This is a genomic window from Pauljensenia sp. UMB3104 (assembly GCF_030217285.1).
GTDB lineage: Bacteria > Actinomycetota > Actinomycetes > Actinomycetales > Actinomycetaceae > Pauljensenia.
Genome location: NZ_JASONN010000006.1, coordinates 100,670 through 121,855, shown reverse-complemented (window position 1 = coordinate 121,855; position 21,186 = coordinate 100,670). Strand labels below are relative to the sequence as shown.

At 66.0% G+C, this 21,186-nt stretch carries 19 protein-coding genes; 10 read left to right on the top strand and 9 right to left on the bottom strand.

Annotated elements, in window-relative coordinates; translation table 11 throughout:
• Positions 1 to 119 precede the first annotated feature (119 nt).
• Positions 120 to 662, bottom strand: coding sequence for a YbjN domain-containing protein (locus QP415_RS05040; protein WP_285099134.1), 543 nt, complete (start codon positions 660 to 662; stop codon positions 120 to 122).
• Positions 655 to 1,101, bottom strand: coding sequence for a histidine kinase (locus tag QP415_RS05035; protein ID WP_285099133.1), 447 nt, complete (start codon positions 1,099 to 1,101; stop codon positions 655 to 657). The genes QP415_RS05040 and QP415_RS05035 overlap by 8 nt, the downstream gene beginning before the upstream one ends.
• Before the next feature lie 60 nt (positions 1,102 to 1,161).
• Here QP415_RS05035 and miaA point away from each other — a divergent pair, with 60 nt between their 5' ends.
• Positions 1,162 to 2,151, top strand: coding sequence for a tRNA (adenosine(37)-N6)-dimethylallyltransferase MiaA (gene miaA / locus QP415_RS05030; RefSeq protein WP_285099132.1), 990 nt, complete (start codon positions 1,162 to 1,164; stop codon positions 2,149 to 2,151).
• Between the two features lie 47 nt (positions 2,152 to 2,198).
• Positions 2,199 to 3,122 (top strand): diaminopimelate epimerase, encoded by a 924-nt coding sequence (dapF, locus tag QP415_RS05025; RefSeq protein ID WP_285099131.1) that lies wholly within the window; start codon positions 2,199 to 2,201, stop codon positions 3,120 to 3,122.
• 69 nt (positions 3,123 to 3,191) lie between these two features.
• Here the strand turns inward: dapF and QP415_RS05020 are convergent, their stop codons facing one another.
• Positions 3,192 to 3,806: a class I SAM-dependent methyltransferase gene (locus QP415_RS05020; RefSeq protein WP_285099141.1), complete on the bottom strand. Its 615-nt coding sequence runs from the start codon at positions 3,804 to 3,806 to the stop codon at positions 3,192 to 3,194.
• 85 nt (positions 3,807 to 3,891) lie between these two features.
• Between QP415_RS05020 and hflX the strand changes: the two genes are divergently transcribed.
• The 3 genes from hflX to QP415_RS05005 all read left to right on the top strand — a co-directional run bounded on the left by hflX (position 3,892) and on the right by QP415_RS05005 (position 8,453).
• Positions 3,892 to 5,424, top strand: a complete 1,533-nt coding sequence (gene hflX / locus QP415_RS05015) for a GTPase HflX (RefSeq protein ID WP_285099129.1) — start codon at positions 3,892 to 3,894, stop codon at positions 5,422 to 5,424.
• On the top strand, positions 5,421 to 7,361 hold the full coding sequence (locus QP415_RS05010) for an ATP-dependent DNA helicase (RefSeq protein ID WP_285099128.1): 1,941 nt from the start codon (positions 5,421 to 5,423) through the stop codon (positions 7,359 to 7,361). The genes hflX and QP415_RS05010 overlap by 4 nt, the downstream gene beginning before the upstream one ends.
• A gap of 102 nt (positions 7,362 to 7,463) precedes the next feature.
• The gene (locus QP415_RS05005; protein ID WP_007587840.1) at positions 7,464 to 8,453 is read left to right on the top strand and encodes an L-lactate dehydrogenase; all 990 of its coding nucleotides are present in this window, start codon (positions 7,464 to 7,466) and stop codon (positions 8,451 to 8,453) included.
• A gap of 64 nt (positions 8,454 to 8,517) precedes the next feature.
• Here QP415_RS05005 and lexA read toward each other — a convergent pair whose 3' ends face one another.
• Positions 8,518 to 9,198, bottom strand: a complete 681-nt coding sequence (gene lexA / locus QP415_RS05000; protein ID WP_016461913.1) for a transcriptional repressor LexA — start codon at positions 9,196 to 9,198, stop codon at positions 8,518 to 8,520.
• 187 nt (positions 9,199 to 9,385) lie between these two features.
• Between lexA and QP415_RS04995 the strand changes: the two genes are divergently transcribed.
• Complete coding sequence (locus tag QP415_RS04995) at positions 9,386 to 9,850, top strand: LysM peptidoglycan-binding domain-containing protein (protein ID WP_016461912.1); 465 nt, start codon at positions 9,386 to 9,388, stop codon at positions 9,848 to 9,850.
• A 56-nt stretch (positions 9,851 to 9,906) separates the two neighbouring features.
• Positions 9,907 to 10,497 (top strand): transcriptional regulator NrdR, encoded by a 591-nt coding sequence (gene nrdR / locus QP415_RS04990; RefSeq protein ID WP_016461911.1) that lies wholly within the window; start codon positions 9,907 to 9,909, stop codon positions 10,495 to 10,497.
• A gap of 73 nt (positions 10,498 to 10,570) precedes the next feature.
• Here nrdR and QP415_RS04985 read toward each other — a convergent pair whose 3' ends face one another.
• The 3 genes from QP415_RS04985 to QP415_RS04975 all read right to left on the bottom strand — a co-directional run bounded on the left by QP415_RS04985 (position 10,571) and on the right by QP415_RS04975 (position 16,258).
• Positions 10,571 to 12,634 carry an AMP-binding protein gene (locus tag QP415_RS04985; protein WP_285099127.1) on the bottom strand — a complete coding sequence of 688 codons (2,064 nt, stop codon included), beginning with the start codon at positions 12,632 to 12,634 and terminating at the stop codon, positions 10,571 to 10,573.
• 85 nt (positions 12,635 to 12,719) lie between these two features.
• Positions 12,720 to 13,925: a phosphoglycerate dehydrogenase gene (gene serA / locus QP415_RS04980; protein ID WP_285099126.1), complete on the bottom strand. Its 1,206-nt coding sequence runs from the start codon at positions 13,923 to 13,925 to the stop codon at positions 12,720 to 12,722.
• Positions 13,926 to 13,984: 59 nt separating this feature from the next.
• On the bottom strand, positions 13,985 to 16,258 hold the full coding sequence (locus tag QP415_RS04975) for a HelD family protein (RefSeq protein ID WP_285099124.1): 2,274 nt from the start codon (positions 16,256 to 16,258) through the stop codon (positions 13,985 to 13,987).
• A gap of 175 nt (positions 16,259 to 16,433) precedes the next feature.
• Here QP415_RS04975 and QP415_RS04970 point away from each other — a divergent pair, with 175 nt between their 5' ends.
• Positions 16,434 to 17,510: a PAC2 family protein gene (locus tag QP415_RS04970; protein WP_285099123.1), complete on the top strand. Its 1,077-nt coding sequence runs from the start codon at positions 16,434 to 16,436 to the stop codon at positions 17,508 to 17,510.
• Positions 17,511 to 17,601: 91 nt separating this feature from the next.
• Here the strand turns inward: QP415_RS04970 and QP415_RS04965 are convergent, their stop codons facing one another.
• Positions 17,602 to 18,423, bottom strand: coding sequence for a spermidine synthase (locus QP415_RS04965; protein ID WP_285099122.1), 822 nt, complete (start codon positions 18,421 to 18,423; stop codon positions 17,602 to 17,604).
• 47 nt (positions 18,424 to 18,470) lie between these two features.
• On the opposite strand from QP415_RS04965, the gene dinB reads away from it, so the two are divergent.
• Entirely contained in the window at positions 18,471 to 19,817 is a 1,347-nt protein-coding gene (dinB, locus tag QP415_RS04960) for a DNA polymerase IV (protein WP_285099121.1), read from the top strand.
• A 68-nt stretch (positions 19,818 to 19,885) separates the two neighbouring features.
• Positions 19,886 to 20,302 (top strand): DUF3040 domain-containing protein, encoded by a 417-nt coding sequence (locus tag QP415_RS04955; RefSeq protein ID WP_285099120.1) that lies wholly within the window; start codon positions 19,886 to 19,888, stop codon positions 20,300 to 20,302.
• Positions 20,303 to 20,435: 133 nt separating this feature from the next.
• Here the strand turns inward: QP415_RS04955 and QP415_RS04950 are convergent, their stop codons facing one another.
• Positions 20,436 to 21,002 (bottom strand): hypothetical protein, encoded by a 567-nt coding sequence (locus tag QP415_RS04950; RefSeq protein WP_306559512.1) that lies wholly within the window; start codon positions 21,000 to 21,002, stop codon positions 20,436 to 20,438.
• Positions 21,003 to 21,186 lie beyond the last annotated feature (184 nt).

Here is a 21,186-nt window from a genome sequence, read left to right as displayed (position 1 = left end):
GAATACCGGGATCAGGCCCTACAGGAAGCCGCATAACGGCTACCATTAAACGCGTCCAAGTTTCGGGGCGCAGTTCACGAGAGGAGCGGGGCACCATGTATGTGGCCAGATCGAGGGGTTTACTCGTCGGAGCCGTGTGCGAAGAGCGCGGGGATTTCCTGAGCGGCCGACAGGCCGATAATCAGGCCGCGGCGCAGCATCGCGTGGATCTGGCGGTCCGATAGGCCCTCGCCGACGAAGAAACGCGACGCAGCCATGAGGACCCAGCCGTCACCGTCTTCGATGGGGAAGACCGTCGGCTGCAGGTGGGCGTTGTTCCATTCGTTCGCCTTCTCCTGCAGCGAGACCTCAGTATGGCCCTCGCCGGGCACCGCGATGCGTGTCTCGATTTGCGCCCAGGGGGCGTCGACGGGTTCGCGATGAATCTGGAACTGCACATCCTCCAGCTGGGTGACGGCGATGAACTCGTTGGAGCCGTGCGGCAGACCGTCGCCCTCAAGCACCTTCTCGATGCGTTCGATCGTCAGCTCGGACACCGCGGTGCCCCACTTGGCGGCGTATTCGTCGGCCTCCATCGCGGGGGAGGGGGTGGCGGGGGCGGGCATAGCCTCGGGCTTGGCCTCGCCGTCATCGCCGAAGGTGAAGCTCTTCCATTCAGGCATTGGCGGCCTCCTTAGTCCACTGGTCGGGGAACATGATGTCGAGCTGGTTCATCATGGCGACGGAGGCCATGATGAACTGGGAGACCTCGGCCTGAACCTGTGCGTCGGTGGCGCCCACGACCCAGTTGAAGGTGTGCTGCAGGTGCAGGGCGATGGCGCCGGTCTCGGTCGTGCCGGAGGTGATCTTCGGCAGGTAGGTGGACGCGTTGAGGCGGCGCACTGCGGAAGCGATGGCGTCGGCGTGCGAGGGGTCGAAGAAGCGCGGGTAGTCCGCGACTCCCTGGACGGGGTGTCCCTCGGGCACGGCGATGCGGACGGTGCGGTTGGGCAGGATTGCGGCGACCTGGCCGGTGGAGGAGACGAACGGGATGAGTCCGACGGCCTCGACCGCGTGGATGACCCGGTCGAGGGTGACCGGGGGAGTGTCAGTTGTGCTCATGGTGTTAAGCCTAGCCGTTGTTGGGTGGTATCTGTGGGAGGCACCCGTACACTGGTGGCCATGGAGACATCGGTGAGGCGCGCGTCGGACGTCGTGTGCGCGGTTGTGGGGCCCACGGCCTCGGGCAAATCGGACCTGGCCCTGGAGCTGGCCTGCGTGCTTCCGGAGGCGCTCGGTGCGAGTGGCGCGGGTGAGATTGTGTCTGCGGATGCCCTGCAGCTCTACCGCGGCATGGATGTGGGGACGGCGAAAACGCCGGTGGAGGAGCGCCGCGGGATCGCCCACCACCAGATCGATGTGCTTGACGTGCGCGACGAAGCCTCGGTTGCCGCCTATCAGAGGCATGCGCGCGACGACGTGGCGAGTATCCACGAGCGCGGGGGTGTCGCCGTGGTTGCGGGAGGGTCGGGTCTCTACCAGCGTGCCCTCCTGGACGTCATCGAGTTTCCGGGCACGGACCCGGCCGTGCGCGCTCGTCTGGAGGAGGAGGCCGAGGGGCCGTTGGGTTCGCGAGGCCTGCATGATCGCCTGACCCAGCTAGACCCGGTCTCGGCGGAGCGCATCGATCCGCACAACGCCCGTCGGATCATTCGGGCGCTCGAGGTGATCGAGCTGACCGGGCGCCCCTATTCGGCGTCCATGCCCCGCCACGAGTTCGTGGCACCGGCGCTCATGGTGGCGCTGCGTCGCCCGATGGAGGAACTCGACGAGCGCATCGCGCTGCGCACGCGCGCCATGATGGACGGCGGCCTCATCGAGGAGGTGCGCGGACTTATCGATGTTGGCCTACGCGAGGCGAAGACCGCATCCCGAGCGACGGGCTACTCCCAGGCGCTCGCTGTCATCGATGGGCAGATGAGCGAGGACGAGGCCGTGGAATCTATCGCGCTGGCCACCCGCCAGCTGGCGCGCCGCCAGGTCAAGTGGCTGCGTCCAGACCCGCGCGTGCACTGGCTGGACGTGGAGGATTTTGCTTCGGACGAGGCCGTGGTGCGCCGCGTCGTCGAGCTGACCGAGCGCGAGGCCGAGGCCGCCCTGGGATGCTCCTAACATGATCGGGGGCTGCGCGCCCGGGAGCCGGGGGCTACGGTGGATCCATGACACACACGCAGCTGCCCGCTCACGCCCGTCTCGTCAAGGCGCACGGTGCCGGTAATTCCTTCGTCGTCGCCACGGATCGCTTCGACGATTACGATCCCAGCGAGGTCGAGGTCGCGACGCTGTGCTCCCCGGCCTTCGGGATTGGAGCCGACGGCTTCATTCGGGCCGTCGAGCGCGACGGAATGTGGTTCATGGACTACCGCAACGCGGATGGGTCGAAGGCTGAGATGTGCGGCAACGGCGTGCGCGTCTTCGTCGATCACCTGCGCCGCGAGGGCCTCGTCGATCTGCCGGTGGGCCAGACCCTGGACGTGGCTACGCGCGGCGGCATCAAGCGCGTCACCCCGGAGTCCGAGGATGAGGGGCGCGGCGCGAGTTACCGCGTCGACATGGGGCCCGCTGCCTCTCCTGCACGTGAAACAATCGAGGTGGCAGTCCCGGGAATCGATAGCGCGATGGGCGGCATCTGGGTGGACATGCCCAACCCGCACACGGTTGTTGAGCTTACCGACGAGGAGACCCTGCGCGGTGTGTTCCTGCCGACGGTTGACGTCTCGCAGATTCCGCAGGCCCAGCGCCCCTCCTACGATCCGGCACCCCAGGCGGGGACCAACCTCGAGCTGGTCGTCGACCTGACGGAGCCAGGCGCGACGCGCGGACACATCGCGATGCGTGTGCTCGAGCGCGGCGTGGGGGAGACCCAGGCGTGCGGCACCGGATGCTGCGCGGCGGCCCTTGCCACCGCCCTGCGTCGTGGACCGGGAGCGCCCACCCAGTGGGTCGTCGATATTCCGGGTGGAACGGTCATCGTCGGTCTTGACGGTGTCATCGACTGGTCAGGGGAGAGCCCCCGCATCACGGATGCGTCGGTGTTCCTCACGGGACCGGCGACGCGAGTCGCCGAGATCCGCCTGCCCTGAACCAGCCTCCGAGGAAACGGTGCTGGAGAGCGCGAGGCGGCCCCGGCCTCGTCGACGGGGTAGAGGACCTCAGGCGGGACGGACTTCGATAATGCGGAAGCCCTTCTTCGACGCGTATTTCGAGGCCTGATACCCCTGGCCGTTCAGCCACGTGATGAGCGAATCCGCGCCCAGGTTGCGCTGGACGACCAGGTAGGCGACGCCGGCGGGGGCGAGGCGATCCAGCCACGCCAGGAGCATCTCGTGCATCGCCTCCTTGCCGATGCGCACGGGCGGGTTCGACCAGATGACGTCGAAGCGCGTGTCCGACTCCTGCGAGACGGCGAGCGCCTCCTCGGCCTTCAGCGCGCGCACGCCGTTCGCCCCGTTGGACTGGGCGTTGCGCTGCGTCAGATCCACCGCACGAGAGTTCACGTCCACCGCCCACACGGTGGCATTCGGGGACTCCAACGACATGATCGTCGCGATCGGACCCCACCCGCACCCCAGGTCCAGGAAGGTCCCGCCTTCGGGCAGGTCCGGGGCGATCTCCAGGAGCTGACGCGTCCCGAGATCGAGCTTGGAACCCGAAAACACGCGCGACGACACGCGCATCGACAGGTCGAATCCGCGCGCGCTCACCTTGATCGTGCGGACCTCGTCCGCGGTCGCTGGGGAAGAGTCGGTGAAATACTGTTCGTCCACGGAAGAAAGCCTATCGCGCCCGCGCGCGGCGGCGCAGATGAGGACGGGGCGTGCGACACTAGAAGTCCCCACAAAAAGGATGGTTATGGACACGACCCACACCGGTGCGGACTCTTCGACCAAAGAGCGCGATGAGCGCGTCAACGACGTTGTCGCGCGCATCCTCGCGCGCTCGGGAACGGCGCTCGCATCGACGACGGGTCAGGACACGTCCCAGGATGCGGGTGCCCTTGAGCGCGAGGCCCGCGCGGGCACGCGCCGCGTCGACACCGGTGCCTCCGACCGCGAGGACATCTCCGAGGTCGAATACCGCCAGGTGCGACTCGAAAAAGTCGTGCTTGTGGGCCTACGCACCACGCAGAGCGAAGAAGAAGCCGAGAACTCGCTGCGCGAGCTCGCCGCGCTCGCGGAGACCGCCGGTTCGCGCGTGCTCGACGGCATCATCCAGCGCCGCATGAAGCCCGACCCCGCAACCTACCTGGGGTCTGGCAAGGCCCGCGAGCTGGCTGAGATTGTGCGTAGCGTTGAGGCCGATACCGTCATCGTTGACGAGGAACTGGCTCCCTCGCAGCGTCGTGGGCTGGAGGACGTCGTCGACGCGAAGGTCGTCGACCGCACGGCTTTGATTCTCGATATTTTCGCCCAGCATGCCAAGTCCCGTGAGGGCAAGGCGCAGGTGGAGCTCGCGCAGCTTGAGTACCTGCTGCCGCGTCTGCGCGGCTGGGGTGAGTCGATGTCCCGTCAGGCCGGTGGTCGCGTCGCGGGCGGCGCGGGTATCGGTTCCAGGGGTCCCGGCGAGACCAAGATCGAGCTGGATCGTCGCCGCATCCGTACGCGCATGGCGAAGCTGCGCGCGGACATCGCGCGCATGGAACCTGCCCGCCGCACGCAGCGTAACTCCCGCCGTCGTGGGGGTGTGCCGTCGGTGGCGATCGCCGGGTATACGAACGCAGGCAAGTCGACGCTGCTCAACCGACTCACGGAGGCGGGCGTCCTCGTCCAGGACGCGCTGTTTGCCACGCTGGACCCGACGGTGCGCCGGGCGCGCGCTGCGGATGGCCGCGAGTACACGCTCACCGACACGGTCGGCTTCGTGCGCAACCTGCCCACACAGCTGGTCGAGGCCTTCCGTTCGACCCTGGAGGAAGTCGGGCAGGCCGATGTCATCTTGCACGTCGTTGATGCGGCGCACCCGGACCCGGTTTCCCAGGTGCAGGCCGTGCGCTCGGTCATCGACACGATTGAGGGCGCCTCGGACATTCCTGAGCTCATCGCCTTGAACAAGGCCGACCTGGCGTCGCCCGAGCAGATTGCGCTGCTGCGCACAGTCTTTCCAAATGCTGTCCCGCTCAGCGCCCACACGGGCTGGGGCGTGGAGGCGCTGCGCGCTGCCCTCGAGGACATGCTGCCCCGGCCTCGCGTGGCCGTCGACGCGATCCTGCCGTATTCGGCCGGCTCCCTCGTGCACCGCATCCACGAGGAGGGTGACGTCGAGCGCGAGGAGTACGCGGAGGCGGGCACGCGCATCGTCGCGCGCGTCGATGAGGCCCTGGCCGCCGTCATCGCCCGCGAGGCGGTGAGCGGTACCGTGGGCGACGCGGCGGTGAACGCTTCGTGAGCGAGGACCTGGTCGAGGTCTCGGGCCGCGTCCTCGATGCGGTCGTCTCCCAGATGGGCGGGTCCGCGCGCGAGGGACAGGCCTCGATGGTCGCCGAAGGAGCCGCTGCGCTTGAGGATCGCCACCACCTCCTCGTGCAGGCAGGCACGGGCACAGGCAAGTCTCTCGGCTATCTGGTGCCCCTGCTGACGCACTGCGCAACGAATGGGGTTCGAGGGGTGGTTTCGACGGCGACGCTCGCGCTGCAGCGTCAGATTCTTGTCAAGGACGCGCCGGTTGCTCTTGACGCGGTCGCCTCGGTGACAGGTACGCGCCTGAAGGTCGCGGTGCTCAAAGGCTGGTCGAACTACGCGTGCCTGCACAAGCTGGACGGCGGGTACCCCACCGAGGGCACCCTGTTTGAGGATCAGGACGTGAGCGTTGGCCCGACGGGCGAGCTCGGTAAGGAGATCCTGCGCATCCGTGAGTGGATCAGCGAAACCACGACGGGAGACCGCGACGATCTGGTGCCCGGTGTGTCGGATCGGGCCTGGCATCACGCCTCGGTCGCCAAACCCGAGTGCCTGGGCAAGCATTGCCCGCTCATCGACGAATGCTTCGCGCAGGCCGCCCGCCTGGAGGCTGCCGAGGCGGACGTCGTTGTCACGAATCATTCGCTGTTCGGCATCAATGCGTGCGGCGAGGGTGAGCTCTTCGGCGAGTACGACGCCGTCGTCATCGACGAGGCCCACGAGCTAGCCGACCGTGTGCGCTCCCAGGCGGCCGCCGACCTGACGGTGGCCCGCGTGAGCCGCGTGGCGCGCTCCCTGCGCTCGAATCTGTCCATCGATTCCACGGACCTTGACGAGGCCGGGGCTGGGCTCGGTGCAGCGATGGCCCCGCTGGAGGCGGGCCTCCTCGAGTACCGGCCGAGCGCCCTCGTTGATGCGATGGTGGTCCTTGATGGTGCGGCTCGGCGAGCCAGTCATGAGGTGTCGGACGCACAGGGGGAGCCCGCTGCGAAGCTTCTGGCCCGTGCCGCCATTGACGAGCTGATCGCGGCGCTCGACGCGTGGGGGAGGGACCCCGACCAGTCGATTGCCTACATCACGAAGGACGAGTCCGACAACGCGCGCCTCACTGTGGGGCCCTTGGATGTGTCGGCGGCGATCGGTGGGAACGGCATCGGCGAGCGGCCCGCGATCCTCACGTCGGCAACGCTTGCGCTCGGCGGGAATTTCGACTTCATGGCCGCACAGTCCGGCATGGCCGTCTCCGGCGTGCCCTGGCACGGCATCGACGTGGGATCCCCCTTCGACCACGCACGCCAGGGCATCCGCTACGTGGCGACCCACCTGCCGCTACCCGGGCGCGACGGGCCCTCCGAGGAACTGCTCGACGAGCTCGTCGAACTTGCGCAGGCCTCGGGTGGCGGGATGCTCGCCCTCTTCGCGTCGCGCCGCGGGGCGATGGCTGGAGCACAAGCCCTTCGTGAACAAACGGACTTAACCGTCTACCTGCAGGGCGAGGAAACCCTGGCGCAGCTGATCCAGCGTTTCCGCGAGGAACGCGACTCCTGCCTCGTGGGCACGATGTCCCTGTGGCAGGGGGTCGACGTCGCAGGGGAAGCCTGCCGTCTCGTCGTCATCGACAAGATTCCGTTTCCGCGCCCTGGCGATCCGGTGTCGCGCGCCCGATCCATGGATGTGGAACGCCGTGGCGGCAATGGCTTCGTCTCCGTCTCTCTCACGCACGCGGCGCTCATGATGGCCCAGGGCGTGGGGCGCCTTCTGCGCTCGACCGACGACCGGGGTGTCGTCGCGATCCTCGATCCACGCGTGGTGACGAAGCGCTATGGCAGTTTCATCATGCGCTCCCTGCCTGCCATGTGGCCGACGACGGATCCGCAGGTCGTCCGCGGAGCGTTGCGACGCCTCGCCAAGGTGAGTGACCAGTAGGGGCGAGGGGCCTCTGAGCGTGTAAAACGTCGCACAGTTAACGGGCGCGGTGAGGCTCTCATCTGAGAGAATGGACATGCCCGCAGACTCTAGGAGACACTCGTGGAAAATAAAGCCCAGACCCTGTACCCGTCAAAGTCCTCCGGACGTCCCTCTAAGATCGCCATTATCGGCGCCGGCGCGGTTGGTACCGCTGTCGCGTACGCCTGTGCGATGCGCGGCGACGCCCGCTCGATCGTCCTTCAGGACATCAACAAGGCAAAGGTGGAGGCCGAGGCCCTTGACATGGCCCACGGCATTCAGTTCACCCCCGCCGGTTCGATTGAGGGCTCCGACGACGTTGAGATCGTTCGTGGTGCTGACCTGATTATCGTGACGGCTGGTGCCAAGCAGCAGCCCGGCCAGTCGCGCTTGGAGCTCGCCGGTTCGACCGTCAACCTCATGAAGAAGATCGTTCCGAACCTGCAGAACGTGGCCCCTGATGCCCGCTTCATGTTCGTGACGAACCCCGTTGACGTCGTCACCTACGTGGCGCTCAAGCTTACGGGTCTTCCCCGCAATCAGGTCTTCGGCTCGGGCACGGTGCTCGACACGTCTCGCCTGCGCTACCTCGTGTCGCGTGAGACGGGTGTGGCCACCCAGAACATCCACGCGTACGTCGCCGGTGAGCACGGCGACTCTGAGGTCGCCCTGTGGTCCAGCGCTGAGATCGGCAACGTCCCGCTGTCGCAGTGGGGCCCGACCCTGTCCGGCGGTGTCTTCGACTCGGCTCTGCGCAACTCGATCGCGCAGGAGGTCGTCCAGAGCGCCTACAAGATCATCGAGGGTAAGGGCGCGACGAACTACGCGATTGGCCTGTCCGCCGCGAATATCGCGGGTGCTGTCCTGCGTGACGAGCAGCGAGTCCTGACCATCTCGACCCTGCTTGAGGACTGGGAAGGCATCTCGGACGTCGTCATGGCTGCCCCGACCATCGTGGGCCGCGACGGCGCCGGACGAGTCCTCAACCCGCCACTCACGCTGAACGAGCGTGACGGTCTGACCGCCTCGGCCCAGCGTCTGCGTCAGGTCGCCCGCGACCTCGGCTTCTGATCCTCATCGGCAGATAAAGAGTGGCGCCACCCTCTTGGGTGGAGCCACTCTTTCTTGTAGTGCGTCAGAGCGAACGAATGACGGTCACGACCTTGCCGAGGATGGTGGCCTCGTCGCCGGGGATGGGGGAGTAGTCCTGGTTGTGTGGGAGCAGCCAGACGTGGCCGCCCGTGATGGACAGTTCCTTGACCGTGGCCTCGCCGTCGATCATGGCAGCGACAAATTCACCGTTGCGAGCGTCGTTCTGAGAACGGATGACAACGTAGTCACCGTCGAAGATGCCAGCGTCGACCATTGACTCGCCGCTGACCTCGAGCATGAAGAGATCACCGTGCCCGGTCATGGACGTTGGCAGGTGGAACACGTCCTCTACGTGCTGCTCAGCCGTGATGGGCGCACCAGCGGCGATGCGTCCGACCAACGGAATAGCCGTTCCCTCTTCCTCCACGTGGGAGACGGGGACTTCGATGCGAACGACCTTCTCCGAGGGTTGCGATGAGGGGGCGATTCCCAGCTCGGTGCGCGCACGATCAGTGAGATCGAGCGCGCGAGGGAGCCCTGGCTCGCGAACGAGGAATCCGTCGGCCTCAAGCGCGTCGAGATGATGCTTCACCGTCGAAGGCGACGCCAATCCAACTGCGGATGCGATCTCGCGCACAGACGGGGGGAAGCCGCTCGATGCCAACTTTTCGTTGATAACACGCAGGATTGCGCGGTGGCGATCGCTGATCGGTCGCTCGGTCATGGCCTCTCCCTCTCCTGTGGGTGGACGCAAATGTGCACGGGTGGTCGTCCACTGGATGTGTCAAGGATAGGACGATCGCAGACAAAATGAAACATATGTTCGAGCGGGTCTCGACATTGTGTGGATTGCATGCTATCGTACAGGTGTTCGACGAACAGATGTTCGATTAAGGTTTCTGGAGGTTCTCATGAGTGTTCCCGTTGTGAGGAAGGGTGCCGTCTCGTTCCCTGCGCGCCGCTCCCCGCTTCGTGTCGTGGAGGAAGCGCCGCTCGCGACTGTTCGTGACATCTCTACGGCCCCCTCTGCGCGTCGTCGTGTTGAGGCTCAGCGCATTGATGATCCCTCGTATCTGCGTGCGCCTGCTGCTCCTCGTCGTCGGACTGGGTCCTCGCGTCGCGGTCTGTTCGCCGGCGTGCTCGCCACGCTTGTCCTTTCGGTTGGTGCCGGTGCCCTTGGTCTAGCGATTCAGCCGGACGCGTACGACGGTCCGACCGTCACAAAGGCGGTCGTCAGTGGTGACTCTGTCTGGTCCCTCGCTCAGAGTGTGAAGACGGATCGCCCGCTCGAGCAGGTCGTCGCCGACATTGAGCGTATGAATGATGTGCGCGGCGCCTTGCAGCCCGGCCAGAGGGTTGTTGTCCCCGTCCGCTGACGGTGGCACGTGGGACTCCTGTGACAGATGGGGGTCCGAGCGTGTACCGTTGAAGGGTGCACTGCCCTTTCTGTCATAACCCGGATTCGCGCGTCGTCGATACGCGCATCGCGGACGACGGCGCCTCGATTCGGCGTCGTCGCGAGTGCACCCACTGTAAGAAGCGTTTCACGACGCTTGAAACCTCGTCATTCCAGGTCGTCAAGCGCTCCGGGGTGGTCGAGTCCTTCTCCCGTAACAAGGTTGTATCGGGTGTGAAGAAGGCCTGCCAGGGTCGGCCTGTGTCGGATGACCAGCTCGCGATTCTTGCCCAGCAGGTGGAGGAGCAGCTGCGCTCGACGGGTGTCTCCAACGTGTCCACAGACGAGGTCGGAAAGGCGATCCTTCCGTTCCTACGCGATCTGGATGTCGTCGCATACCTGCGCTTCGCATCCGTCTATCGCCAGTTCGATAACCTCGACGATTTCGAACAGGCCATTCACGCGCTGCGGGAGCGCTCGCGCAGCACCGCTTCCGGTGCCGACGCTCCAGAGACAGCGGACGATGCCGCCCAGAGCGCGCCGACCCCTGCGAAGAAGCCTCGTAAGGCACGTTCTGCCCGCAAACGCTCCGTCGCGGCGGCGCCCACGCTGCTCGGAGATGACTGATTCTGATGTGCGAGTAGTGCCCGGCCCTCAACGAGGACCGGGCACTACTCGTCAGCATGGCGATGCCTGGTGATTAGCTCTCGGTTGTCTCCTGGTGGTCAGCCGTCGGTGCATAGTCTCCGGTAGTGGGGGTAGATCCCTGAGTACCCGCGGACAATCCACGGACCCCAGCCACGGCCTCGGACACTGACTCGCGCGCACCTGCCACCGCCTCGGCGACGGAATCGCGCGCCCCGGCCATGGCCTCGGAGGCGGTTTCACGCGCCTCTGCGACCCTTTCGGACATGGTTTCACGTGCCTCAGCCATGGCCTCGGACATTGCGCCGCGCGCTCCGGCGACGGCCACGCGAGCCTCGGAGACGGCCTCGGAAGCGGCGCCGCGTGCCTCTGCGACCTTTTCGCTCATCGCTTCGCGTGCGCCTGCGACGGCGTCGCGCGCGCCCGCAACAGCATCCGTGGCGGCCGCCTGAGCGCCCAGGATTTGCTCGCGCACCTTCTTGCGCATGACCTTGCCCAGCTGCGAGCGAGGAAGCTCGGTCATGACGACAATCTGACGAGGGAGCGCGTAGTGGGCGAGTGATTTTTCCGCCCACTTGCGCAGGTCACCCAGCGTCACGGAGGCGCCGGCTTCGAGCACGACCGCTGCGACGACGTCCTCGCCGGACTCTCCGGCAGGTACGCCAATGGCTGCGACGTCGAGGATGCCAGGCATTGATCGCACGGCTTCTTCGACCTGGGAGGGATAGACGTTAAAGCCGGAGGAGTTGATCATCTCCTTGCGTCGGTCGGCCATGTAGATAAAGCCGTTGCGCACCTGCACGAGGTCGCCCGTGCGTAGCCAGCCATCCTCGGTGAAGACTTCCGCGGTTTCCTCGTCCTGGTTCCAGTAGCCGGAAAAGACCTGTGGGCCGCGCGCGATGAGTTCTCCGACCTCGCCATCGGCCACCTCGCGGGAGGGGTTTTCCGGATCGACGATGCGGACCTGGGTGGAAGGGTAGGGGATGCCAAGGGCTCCGCGTGCGCGCGATGAGGCGAGAGGAGAACCAAGGATGATCGGGGAAGCCTCGGTCATGCCGTAGCCTTCGATCATGAGGCCGCCGGTGGCTTGTTCCCACTGATCGGCAAGTGCAGCCGAGAGAGGCATGGCGCCGGACAGCGAGAAGCGGATCGACGAGAGGTCAGCATTTGTCCCCTCGGCTGCCTTGAGGAGGCGCTCGTACATGGGTGGAACGCCCAGGAAGAACGTGCACGGCAGGCGGCGTTGGGCCGCCAGGACCAGCGCGGTGTCGAACTTGGGGAACATCGCGATTGTCGCGCCCAAGCGCAGGCCCGCCAGGAAGCCAATCGTGAAGCCGAAGGCGTGGAAAAGCGGGAGGATGCAGTAGAAGACTTCGGCCCCTTCGTGAAGGACCGGCACCCACGCGATTGATTCCTCGACGTTGGCCATGAGGTTGGCGTGCGTGAGTGCGGCGGCCTTCGGAACGCCCGTCGTTCCGCCCGTGTGGATGAGGAGAGCCACGTCATCCATGGCAGATGGGCAGCTGCCATGCCAGGGGGTGGCCGAGCGCATCGCGCGCGTCCAGGAGCGGGCCCAGTTCGGGCGCGGGCTCGCGAGCTGATCGCGCTTCTCGCGCGCTGCCTTCACAGGCAGCTTGAGCGCTAGGCGCGAGGCCGTGGGCAGGGCCGTCGTCAGGTCCATCGAGAAGGTGGTGTGGCCGCGTCCGAGGAAGGTAAGCTTCTCGAGGGTCTTGGACCATGCGATCGTCACGCGTGCGCCGTGTCGCGCGTACTCGCCTTCCAACTCGCCTGCGGGTGCCAGGGGGTTGTGCTCAACGACGACCGCGCCGAGCAGCATCGTGCCGAGAACGGCAACGGCGTGCTGCGGGCAATTCGGCATGACGAGAGCGACCCGGTCGCCAGGGCGCACACCCGCCTGGTGGAGGGCACCGGCGCATCGGCGCATCTCACGGGCAAGCTCTGCATACGTGAGCTGGCGCGCGAAAAAGTCGATGGCTGTGCGCTTCGGGTAGCGCGAGGCAACCTCCAGGACCATCTCGGGGATGGGCTGCGCGGGGGCCGCGATCTCGTAGGCAACGCCGGGCGCGTACAGAGCGCGCAGCTGCGACGTGAGGTCCATCTGTCCTCCTTTGGGAACGGTATACCTACGATACCGTAACCACGCTGCCCATTAACCAGGTGGAAACGCGATGAACGCGACAGTTTTAGAGCGGCGTCGCGATCAAGCGGATGGTCTCGGGTAGGTGGCTCAGCTCCTCAAGTGCCTCGCGTCCCAGGCCTGCCGAGATGTCGGTGAGCACGTAGCCGACCTCGTCGAGGGTGGCCAGGATCTGTGCGTCGACGTTAGCCTCGGAGGACGCGAAAATCTGGTTGACGCGCGCCATGACGCCGGGAACGTTGCGGTGGATGAGGCGCACGCGGTAGCGCGAGCGCTTGCCGACATTCATCGTCAGGTTCGGCAGGTTCACGCTCATGTCGGTTGAGCCGCTGACCTGGTATTCGCCGATTTTGGCGGCGACGAAACGACCGATGTCGTACTGGGCTTCCTCCGTCGACCCGCCGATGTGGGGGGTGAGGATGACGTTGTCGAGCGTCGCCAGGGGAGAGGTGAATGGGTCGCCGTTGGCTCGAGGCTCCTCCGGGAACACATCGATGGCGGCGCCGCCCAGGTGCCCGGAGACGAGCGCGGCATGCAGTGCGTCGACGTCGACGACGTGGCCGCGTGACAGGTTGATGAACAGGGCGCCGGGCTTCATGAGTTCGAACTCGACACGTCCGATGAGGTTCGTGTTGGACTCCTGGCCATCCACGTGCACCGAAATAATGTCGGCTTCGCGTAGGACGGCTTCCATGGTGGGCATCTGCGTCGCGTTGCCCAGGGCGAGGCGCTCGGCGGCGTCGTAGAAGATGACGTTGAGGCCCATGGCCTCAGCGAGAACGGAGAGCTGGGTGCCGATATTCCCGTAGCCGATGATGCCGAGCGTGTGGCCGCGCACCTCGTGGGCCCCGTCCGCGCTCTTGTCCCACACGCCGCGGTGCAGACGCGAGTTTTTCACGGTCACGCGGCGTGAAAGGTCAATGATCTCGCCGATGGCGAGTTCGACGACGGAGCGGGTGTTGGAATAGGGGGCATTGAAGACGGCGATGCCCATCTCGGTCGCCGTGGCCAGGTCGATTTGGTTCGTGCCGATGCAAAAGGCGCCGATGGCCTTGAGTTCGGGGCGTGCACGCAGCACGCGCTCCGTGACCTCGGTCTTGGAACGCAAACCCAGGTAGTCCACGCCCTCGAGAGCCTCGATCAGGTCATCTTCGGACAGGGCGCCCTTGACGCGCCTTACCTCAACGCCGAACTTGGCGAAAATATCGTCGGCGACGTCGTGCGGGTTTTCCAGGAGCAGTGCGCGTGTCATGCCCCCATCATGGCAGACGGGGACGCGAAACGGTACGCGGTGTCAGGGTGTGGTTGCTCCTACCATTCCTCCATGCCGGCGGGCAGAGCTGCGCTGTGGACGACGTGGACGTCGTGGGTGGCGCGCGTGAGCGCCACGAAGAGGTCTCCGACGCCGTCGCTGATGATCTCGGCGGGTTCGACGAGGACGACCGAGTCGAATTCGAGGCCCTTGGAGGCAACGGCAGACAGGAGGGAGACACGCTCGGAGAGCGCAGTCTCGCCGGCCACGTCGGCTCCCCACGCTCGGGCGCGCTCGTTGCCGACAATGATGGCGATGCGGCCACGGGAGGTACCCGCCTCGCGGTCGAGGCGTTCCTCGGCCTCGCGCTGGGCCCGGGCGACGGCCTGCCACAGGGAGCTGTCTTCCTTCGGCGAGGCCGGGACCTCCTCGGGCGCGTCCACGTGGGTGACGCGGTAGCAGCCCTCGACGTCGCGTACGGCGGTCATCGGGTACAGGACGGGAACGTCGGCGCGGGCGACGACACCTTCAGCGAGCGTCGTCAGGGTCGCAGGCGTGCGGTAGGAGACCGTGAGGGCGTACTCGGCTGTGAAGGCGCGGGCTGCTGGGCCGAGAGCTTTCTCCCACGTGGGCGGACGCTTGTTGCCACGGCGCTGGTCGAGGTCTCCGACGACCGTGAACGAACGGGAGGGACAGCGGCGCAGCAAGGCACGCCATGCCATCGGAGAGAGTTCCTGGGCTTCGTCGACCACGATATGGCCGTATGCCCACGTGCGGTCTTTCGCGGCACGCTCGGACAGGGGCGTCCACGAATCCTGTCCGGTGACCTGGTCCGCGAGCATTTGAGCTGTCACGATGCCGCCACCCAGGTTTTGGGCTTCGATCGCTTCGCGGGCGCGCTCAACCGCACCCTCATCCGTCTCCCGCGATGACGCGGAGGAGGTGGGCATGGGACCCAGAAGTTCTTCGCACTCATCCAAGATCGGCACGTCTGAGACCGTCCACGGCGCCGAGCGCGGCCGCACGAGAGCGGCGAGCTCATCGGGACGCAGGGGAGAACCAGCCTTGCGGTTCGCCGCCGCCAATACCTCGGGGCGCGCGTAGAGCCGACGCAGCAGCGTCCCCGCGCTCGTCGGCATCCACGCCGTGTTGATTGCGCGCCTGCAATCCACCGAATCGCGGATTTCGATGAGCCACGAGCGTTTCACCTCCGGATCCACGCCGCCCTCGGAATCGGCATCCCCGGCCTCGCGCGCAAGACGCAGGGCGAGGACGTCCATGAGCTCGCGCGCGAACGACTCGCGCGCCACGTTGTGCGCACGACCAGAGCGCTTCGCTCGGCGCCTGGCCGTCTCCACGTCGGAGCGCGAGAGCGTCACCTCGCGGTTCCACACGCGTAGCACCTGGTCGCCCTCGGGCAGCTTCGCGAGCGAGCGCACCGCCTCCTTGACGATTTTCGCCCACGCGGGCAGCCCCTTGATCCGAGCCACGGCCTCGTCGTCTTCGGCGCGAGCATGCACGCCCGGCACCAGGTCACCGACAGTCACAGACACGACGCCCGTCTCACCCAGGGAGGGGAGCACCTGCTCGATATAACGCAGGAACAGCCTCGACGGGCCCACGAGGAGGACCCCCGAGCGCTCGAGGCGCTCGCGGTGGGCGTACAGAAGGTAGGCGATACGGTGCAGCGCGACCGCTGTCTTGCCTGTACCCGGGCCACCCTGGACGACCATGAGGCCCTTGTCGGATGCGCGGATGATGCGGTCCTGCTCGGACTGAATGGTGGCGACGATGTCGCCCATACGACCGTCGCGAGCTTCGCTCAGCGCGTGCATGAGCGCGCCCTCGCCCTGGAGCTCCAGCCCCGATGCGTGGGACGCGTCCAACAGCTCATCCTCCAGGCCGGTTACTCGACGATCACGCGTCGAAATATGACGACGCCGAACGACGCCGTCCGGCTCAGCCGACGTGGCCTGATAGAAGGGGCGCGCAGCGGGAGCACGCCAGTCCACGAGGAGGGGAGTGCCGTCCTCGTGAGACAGAGACAGACGACCCACGTGGCGCACAGAACGATCCACCATGTCGAGGCGACCAAAGACGAGGCGTTCTTCCACACCTTCGAGGCGGGCGGCCATCTCTCCCAGGTGCGCGGACAGGGCCTCGCGCTCAGTCCATCCCTGTGCGTTACCGACGCCGTGCGTGGAGTGGACGCGCCCCTGGCGCTCGCGGTAGGAGGCCCGCAGTGCATCCAGGCGCTCGTAGGCGCGGTCGACGAAATCCTGTTCGGGCAACGGAAGGTCGGTCGACGACTCATCATGAGTGTTCGTGGCCATGGCTCCTCCTCGATTCTGTGGCCCTCTATTGTCCCCTACTTTTGCTTTCGGCGCTTCCAGTGCGTCGGGCGTGTGCGGACTTCGCCCCAAGCTCAAAAATGGTTCCCGCGTGACGAGGCGGGGGCGACGCGGGTACGTTAGACACGAGGCAGAAGCATGAGCATGAGGAGGAGACGTGAGTATGAAGGCCACCGACCTGTATGCCGACGGTCCCGCCGCGGGTGCGAAGGCGAAGATTCTCCTCATCCACTTCGATGGGGCGATTGACGCCGGTGCGGCTGGACGCATGGCGATTGGCCAGCTGCTGCGTTCCTTGCACAACGAGCGGGTCGCCACGTTCGATGCCGATACCCTCATGGACTATCGCTCCCACCGGCCCATCGTGACCGTCGACAACTGGGTGTCCTCCCCGGACATGGTGATGCCCGAAACCGTCCTCGACCTCGTCGAAGACGACATGGGGAATCCGATTCTGGTCCTGCACGGGGCTGAGCCCGACGCCCACTGGGAGTCGTTTACTGCTGCGATCCGCGAGATCTGCGAACGCGCAGGCGTGGAAATTACCTTTTCATTGCACGGCGTCCCCTCGGGGGTTCCGCACACGCGTCCCACGCCCGTCCACGTGCAGGCGACCGACGAGTCGCTGCTGCCCCCGGGGTCCGGCGCGATCTCGAATCACATGCAGTTCCCCTCGCCGCTGTCCACGTTCATGCAGATTCGCATGGGACAGCAGGGGATTGGTGGGCTCGCGCTGCTCGGAGCTGTTCCGTACTACATGGCGGACACCGGCTACCCAGCCGCGTCCTCTGCCCTGTTGACCTCATTCGCTAAGTTCGCGGACCTCTCGTTGCCGGTCGGTGACCTCGAACAGGGAGCTGCGCAGGATCAGGAGAGCATCGAGAAGCTCGTCGAAGGCAATCCGGAGATCTCGCACACTGTGTCCGCTCTTGAGGAGCACTTTGATGCGTGGACCGGTGGAACGGGCGCGATTCCGCTGCCTGGCATGGGACAGCCTCCGATGACCAGCGGCGACGAGAAAGCACCGAAGGACATTGGCGACGTGATCGAGGCCTACCTCGCGCAGGTCTCCCGTGCCCAGGACGAGGAAATCGAGTCCGTTCAGCGGGCGCCGCGTACTGAAGAAGCCGAGGACGTAGCCAAGCCCGACACCGTTGAGGATGTTCTCGCCCGCGTTGAGGCACGCCGCAGGGGGCAGGGACCCGGCCCCTCGTCGCCGCGCCACCGCGCCTGACGGATCCGTGCGTGAGGCGGCGCCGAGCCCAACTCCTGGGCGCGGTGCTCCTGCCCGCGCGCCACGGCCTCGTTAACGCGCCACGGCCTCGTTAATCGGTCTGAGGATATCCGACCTGCGCATCCCTGAGAGCGGGCGTTCCCGCCACCCATCGCTCCAGGTCCCGCGGCCGCGTAATGCGGGCGGGTAGTGCCAGCGTGCGCAGGGCGCGATCGATCTCATCGACGTCAACGACGCCATCCGCGCAGGCCAGGGCGACGACGTTACCGCGCCTCCCGCCTCGTCCCACCTTCGGATCCTGAATAGACGCCACGAAAGGGAAAACTTCGCGCAGGGCGGCCACGTCCTGACGAGCGTTTGCTGCCCCGCCGTGGGCGCAGTTCACGAGGTAGACGCCTCGGGCCGTCAGCGTCGCGCGTGCCCGTTGCGCGCACTCCACCGTACGCAGGTGATCCGGAGTGACCCCGGAGGCGAACGCGTCGCGCACGATCACGTCGAAACTCCCCCCACGCGCCGCGTCGAGGACCGCACGTCCATCGCCCACGCGGATCTTGACCTGCGGGGCCTTCGGGATCGGGAAGTGCTCACGCACCTGCTCGGCCAACAGACGGTCAACCTCAACGGCGACGTGGCGGGACTGTGGGTGCGACGCCGACCAGGCGCACGCGAGCGCGCACGCCGCACCGCCCACATGAAGCGCGCGAAAACGATCCTGAGCGCCCCACAGCGAGGACACGACAGCGTCCATGTGCTGCATGTACTCGAACTCCAAGTAGGTGGGGTCCGACGTGTCAACTGCGGACGATTCGACCTCACCGAGGAAGAGCGTCGCACGCGGCCCATCCCACCGGATATGCGCTGGGCCGAAATCCGTGTCGAAAGAGATGTCGCGTGACGAAGATGAGCGTGCCATGGTGGACACTGTAACCACGAAGACCGTCGATGGGTGCAGGAGGTGACATGTCAAACGCTCCCAGGGACGCGCGAGCGAAACGCGACTGGGGATCGGATGACTCGGGCACTCCGATCCTCCACGTCGACATGGACTCATTCTTCGCCCAGGTCGAAATGCGCGAGGACCCGAGCCTCATCGGGCGTCCCATCATCGTTGGAGGGACCTCGGGGCGCGGCGTCGTCACGTCCGCCACCTACGAGGCCCGAGCCCTCGGCGTGCGCGCCGGCATGCCGACATCGCGTGCCCGAGCGCTGTGTCCGCACGCGGCCTTCGTTCCTGGCAGTCACGGCCTGTATCGCCGCTACTCCCAGGAGGTCATGAGGATCCTCGCGACGATCACGCCCGCGCTCGAACAGGTCTCCATCGATGAAGCGTTCCTGGACGTGTCCGGGGCTCGCCGCCGCCTCGGATCACCCCTGACGATTGCGACTCTCATCCGCTCGAGAATCCGCGAGAGCGTCGGCCTGCCCGCATCCGTTGGCATCGCATCCACGAAATCGGTCGCGAAAATCGCTTCCTCGCACGCCAAACCCGATGGGCTTCTCCTCATCCCTCACCAGGCCACGGTCGACTTCCTCCACGGGCTGCCGGTGGGGGCCCTGTGGGGTGTGGGCGGTCGAACCGCAGCCGTCCTCGATCGCGAAGGTATCGACACAATCGGCGACCTCGCCCACGCGCCCATCGCCCGCCTGACGAAACTCCTCGGAGTCGCCGCGGCCCATCACCTGCACGACCTTGCGTGGGGCATCGATCCGCGGACTGTGAGCCCGGCGCGCGCCGAAAAATCGGTCGGCATGGAACGCACCTTCGAGGAGGATGTGCGCTCGCGGGTCCAGATTGAGGAATTCATCCTGGCGGCCTCTCACGATTGCGCGCGTCGACTGCGGGCGGGCGGGGTTGTCGGGTGGACTGTCGGGATTAAGATGCGCGGCGCCGATTTTCATACGATCACGCGCAGCGTGAGCCTCGTGGCGCCCACGGACACGGGGCGAGACATTGCCAGGGCCGCGCGTGAGCTTTTTTCGCGCGAGGACATGCCGATCGGCGGGGTGCGTCTCTTCGGCGTGCGCGTGGAGGGCCTGCAGTCGCGTTCCGGTGGAGTCGCCGTGACGTTGGATCGGGACGAGCGACCGGCCGCCTCGGAGCGCGCGATGGATCAGATCCGCACGAAGTTTGGTGCCGGTGCGCTCGCTCCGGCCACGCTGCTCGGTAAGAAGACGCCTGACCGGCGTTCCTTCGGGGCGGATACGGGTGAGGCTGCTCCCGCTCAGGCTCCGTCCGATCAACGAGGCCGGGGTGAGCAAGGGCTGGATGGTGGCGGCAGCGAGGCGCGCCAGGGGACCCTCCTGTAAGGCCAGTTCGTCTCTGACATACCGGACGCGCTAAGCTGTTCGTACTACCCATGTGAAAGGGGCACCCAATGGCTCTCACCGAGTATGAGAAGAAGATCCTCGAGCAGATGGAAGCATCTTTGCGCGAGGAAGACCCGGCGTTGGCCTCACAGATGTCCGCTCCCGTCTCCGAAGAGCCTGAGTCGAAGGCGGCGGAAGGTCCTCGCGCTCCTCGCCGTATTGCCCTTGGCCTGACGGGTGCTGTCCTGGGCATGATTGTGCTGGTTGCTGCTGTGTCCCTGGGGTACTCCGTCGTGTCGATCCTCCTGGGGGTCGTCGGTTTCGCCGTGACGGTCGCCGGAGTGCTCTACGCACTTTCGCGGCCCGGGGGCAAGGTGCGCAGTGCGGATGAGCCCCGCTCGGAGAAGAAGAGCAAGGGTGGCGGCTGGGATTCCTTCATTCAGGATCAGGAGCGACGCTGGGATAACCGCAAGGATGACGACTGACGTCGTCGATCCAAGACTGTTGGGAGCGGGGCGCACCGGGAAACCGGAGCGCCCCGCTTTGCTGTCCATCATGTATCGCATGCTTGGCGTGCCGTGAACGCGGGGGAGGGTGAGGCCTTCGCCCCTCGGTGGTTTAGTGGCCTTGTTTTTCTTCCCAGGTGTCGGTGTTTGAGACGATGAGGTGGTTGAGGGGGAAGGGGCCTGTTGTTTCCGTGGTGGTGACCAGGCCGTTGATGGTTTGTGTTTCGCCGGTGAAGGGGTTGGTGGCGGTGCCACTCCACGTGGTGGTCAGGGTGATGGTGCGGGTGGCGTCGGGGTAGGGGCCGTCGAAGCGTGAGCGCCACCCGTTGGGCGGGGTGTAGTAGTGGCGGATCAGCCGGGGGTCCTTGTTGGGGTCCATGCCCTTCTCGAAGACCGTCCCTTGGTAGGCGGTGATGGTGTGTGGGGTGCCGTCGCCCCAGTCCCATTCGTAATTGGTGGCCGTCAAGGTGATGGTGATGTCGTGTCCCAGCAGGTTAATCGTGTGGGTTTGGGTCGGATGGGTGGCCGCCACGAGTGTGGGGACGTACTTGTTCGTGTACGACGTCCTGGCGGGGCGCTTATGAAGGCCCGCGCCGTCGGCGTGGATTGTTGTGGCTGCATAGTACAGAATCTCGCGCGTGGTTGGTGTCCATCCTGAATCGCCAGTTTTAGGGAACATAGAGCGACATGCATATAGTGCGGTACTTCCGTCTGACTGAATGCCCTCGTGTCCTTTTCCGTCACAATTTCTATCTGCCATGGCGGTCACTGCATCAGGACTCGCAATGGCAGAATTTGATTGCCGAATTGTGTCATCAGTTGGTGACTCGTTACTAGGCTGAGTACTTCCGCTATATTGTTTG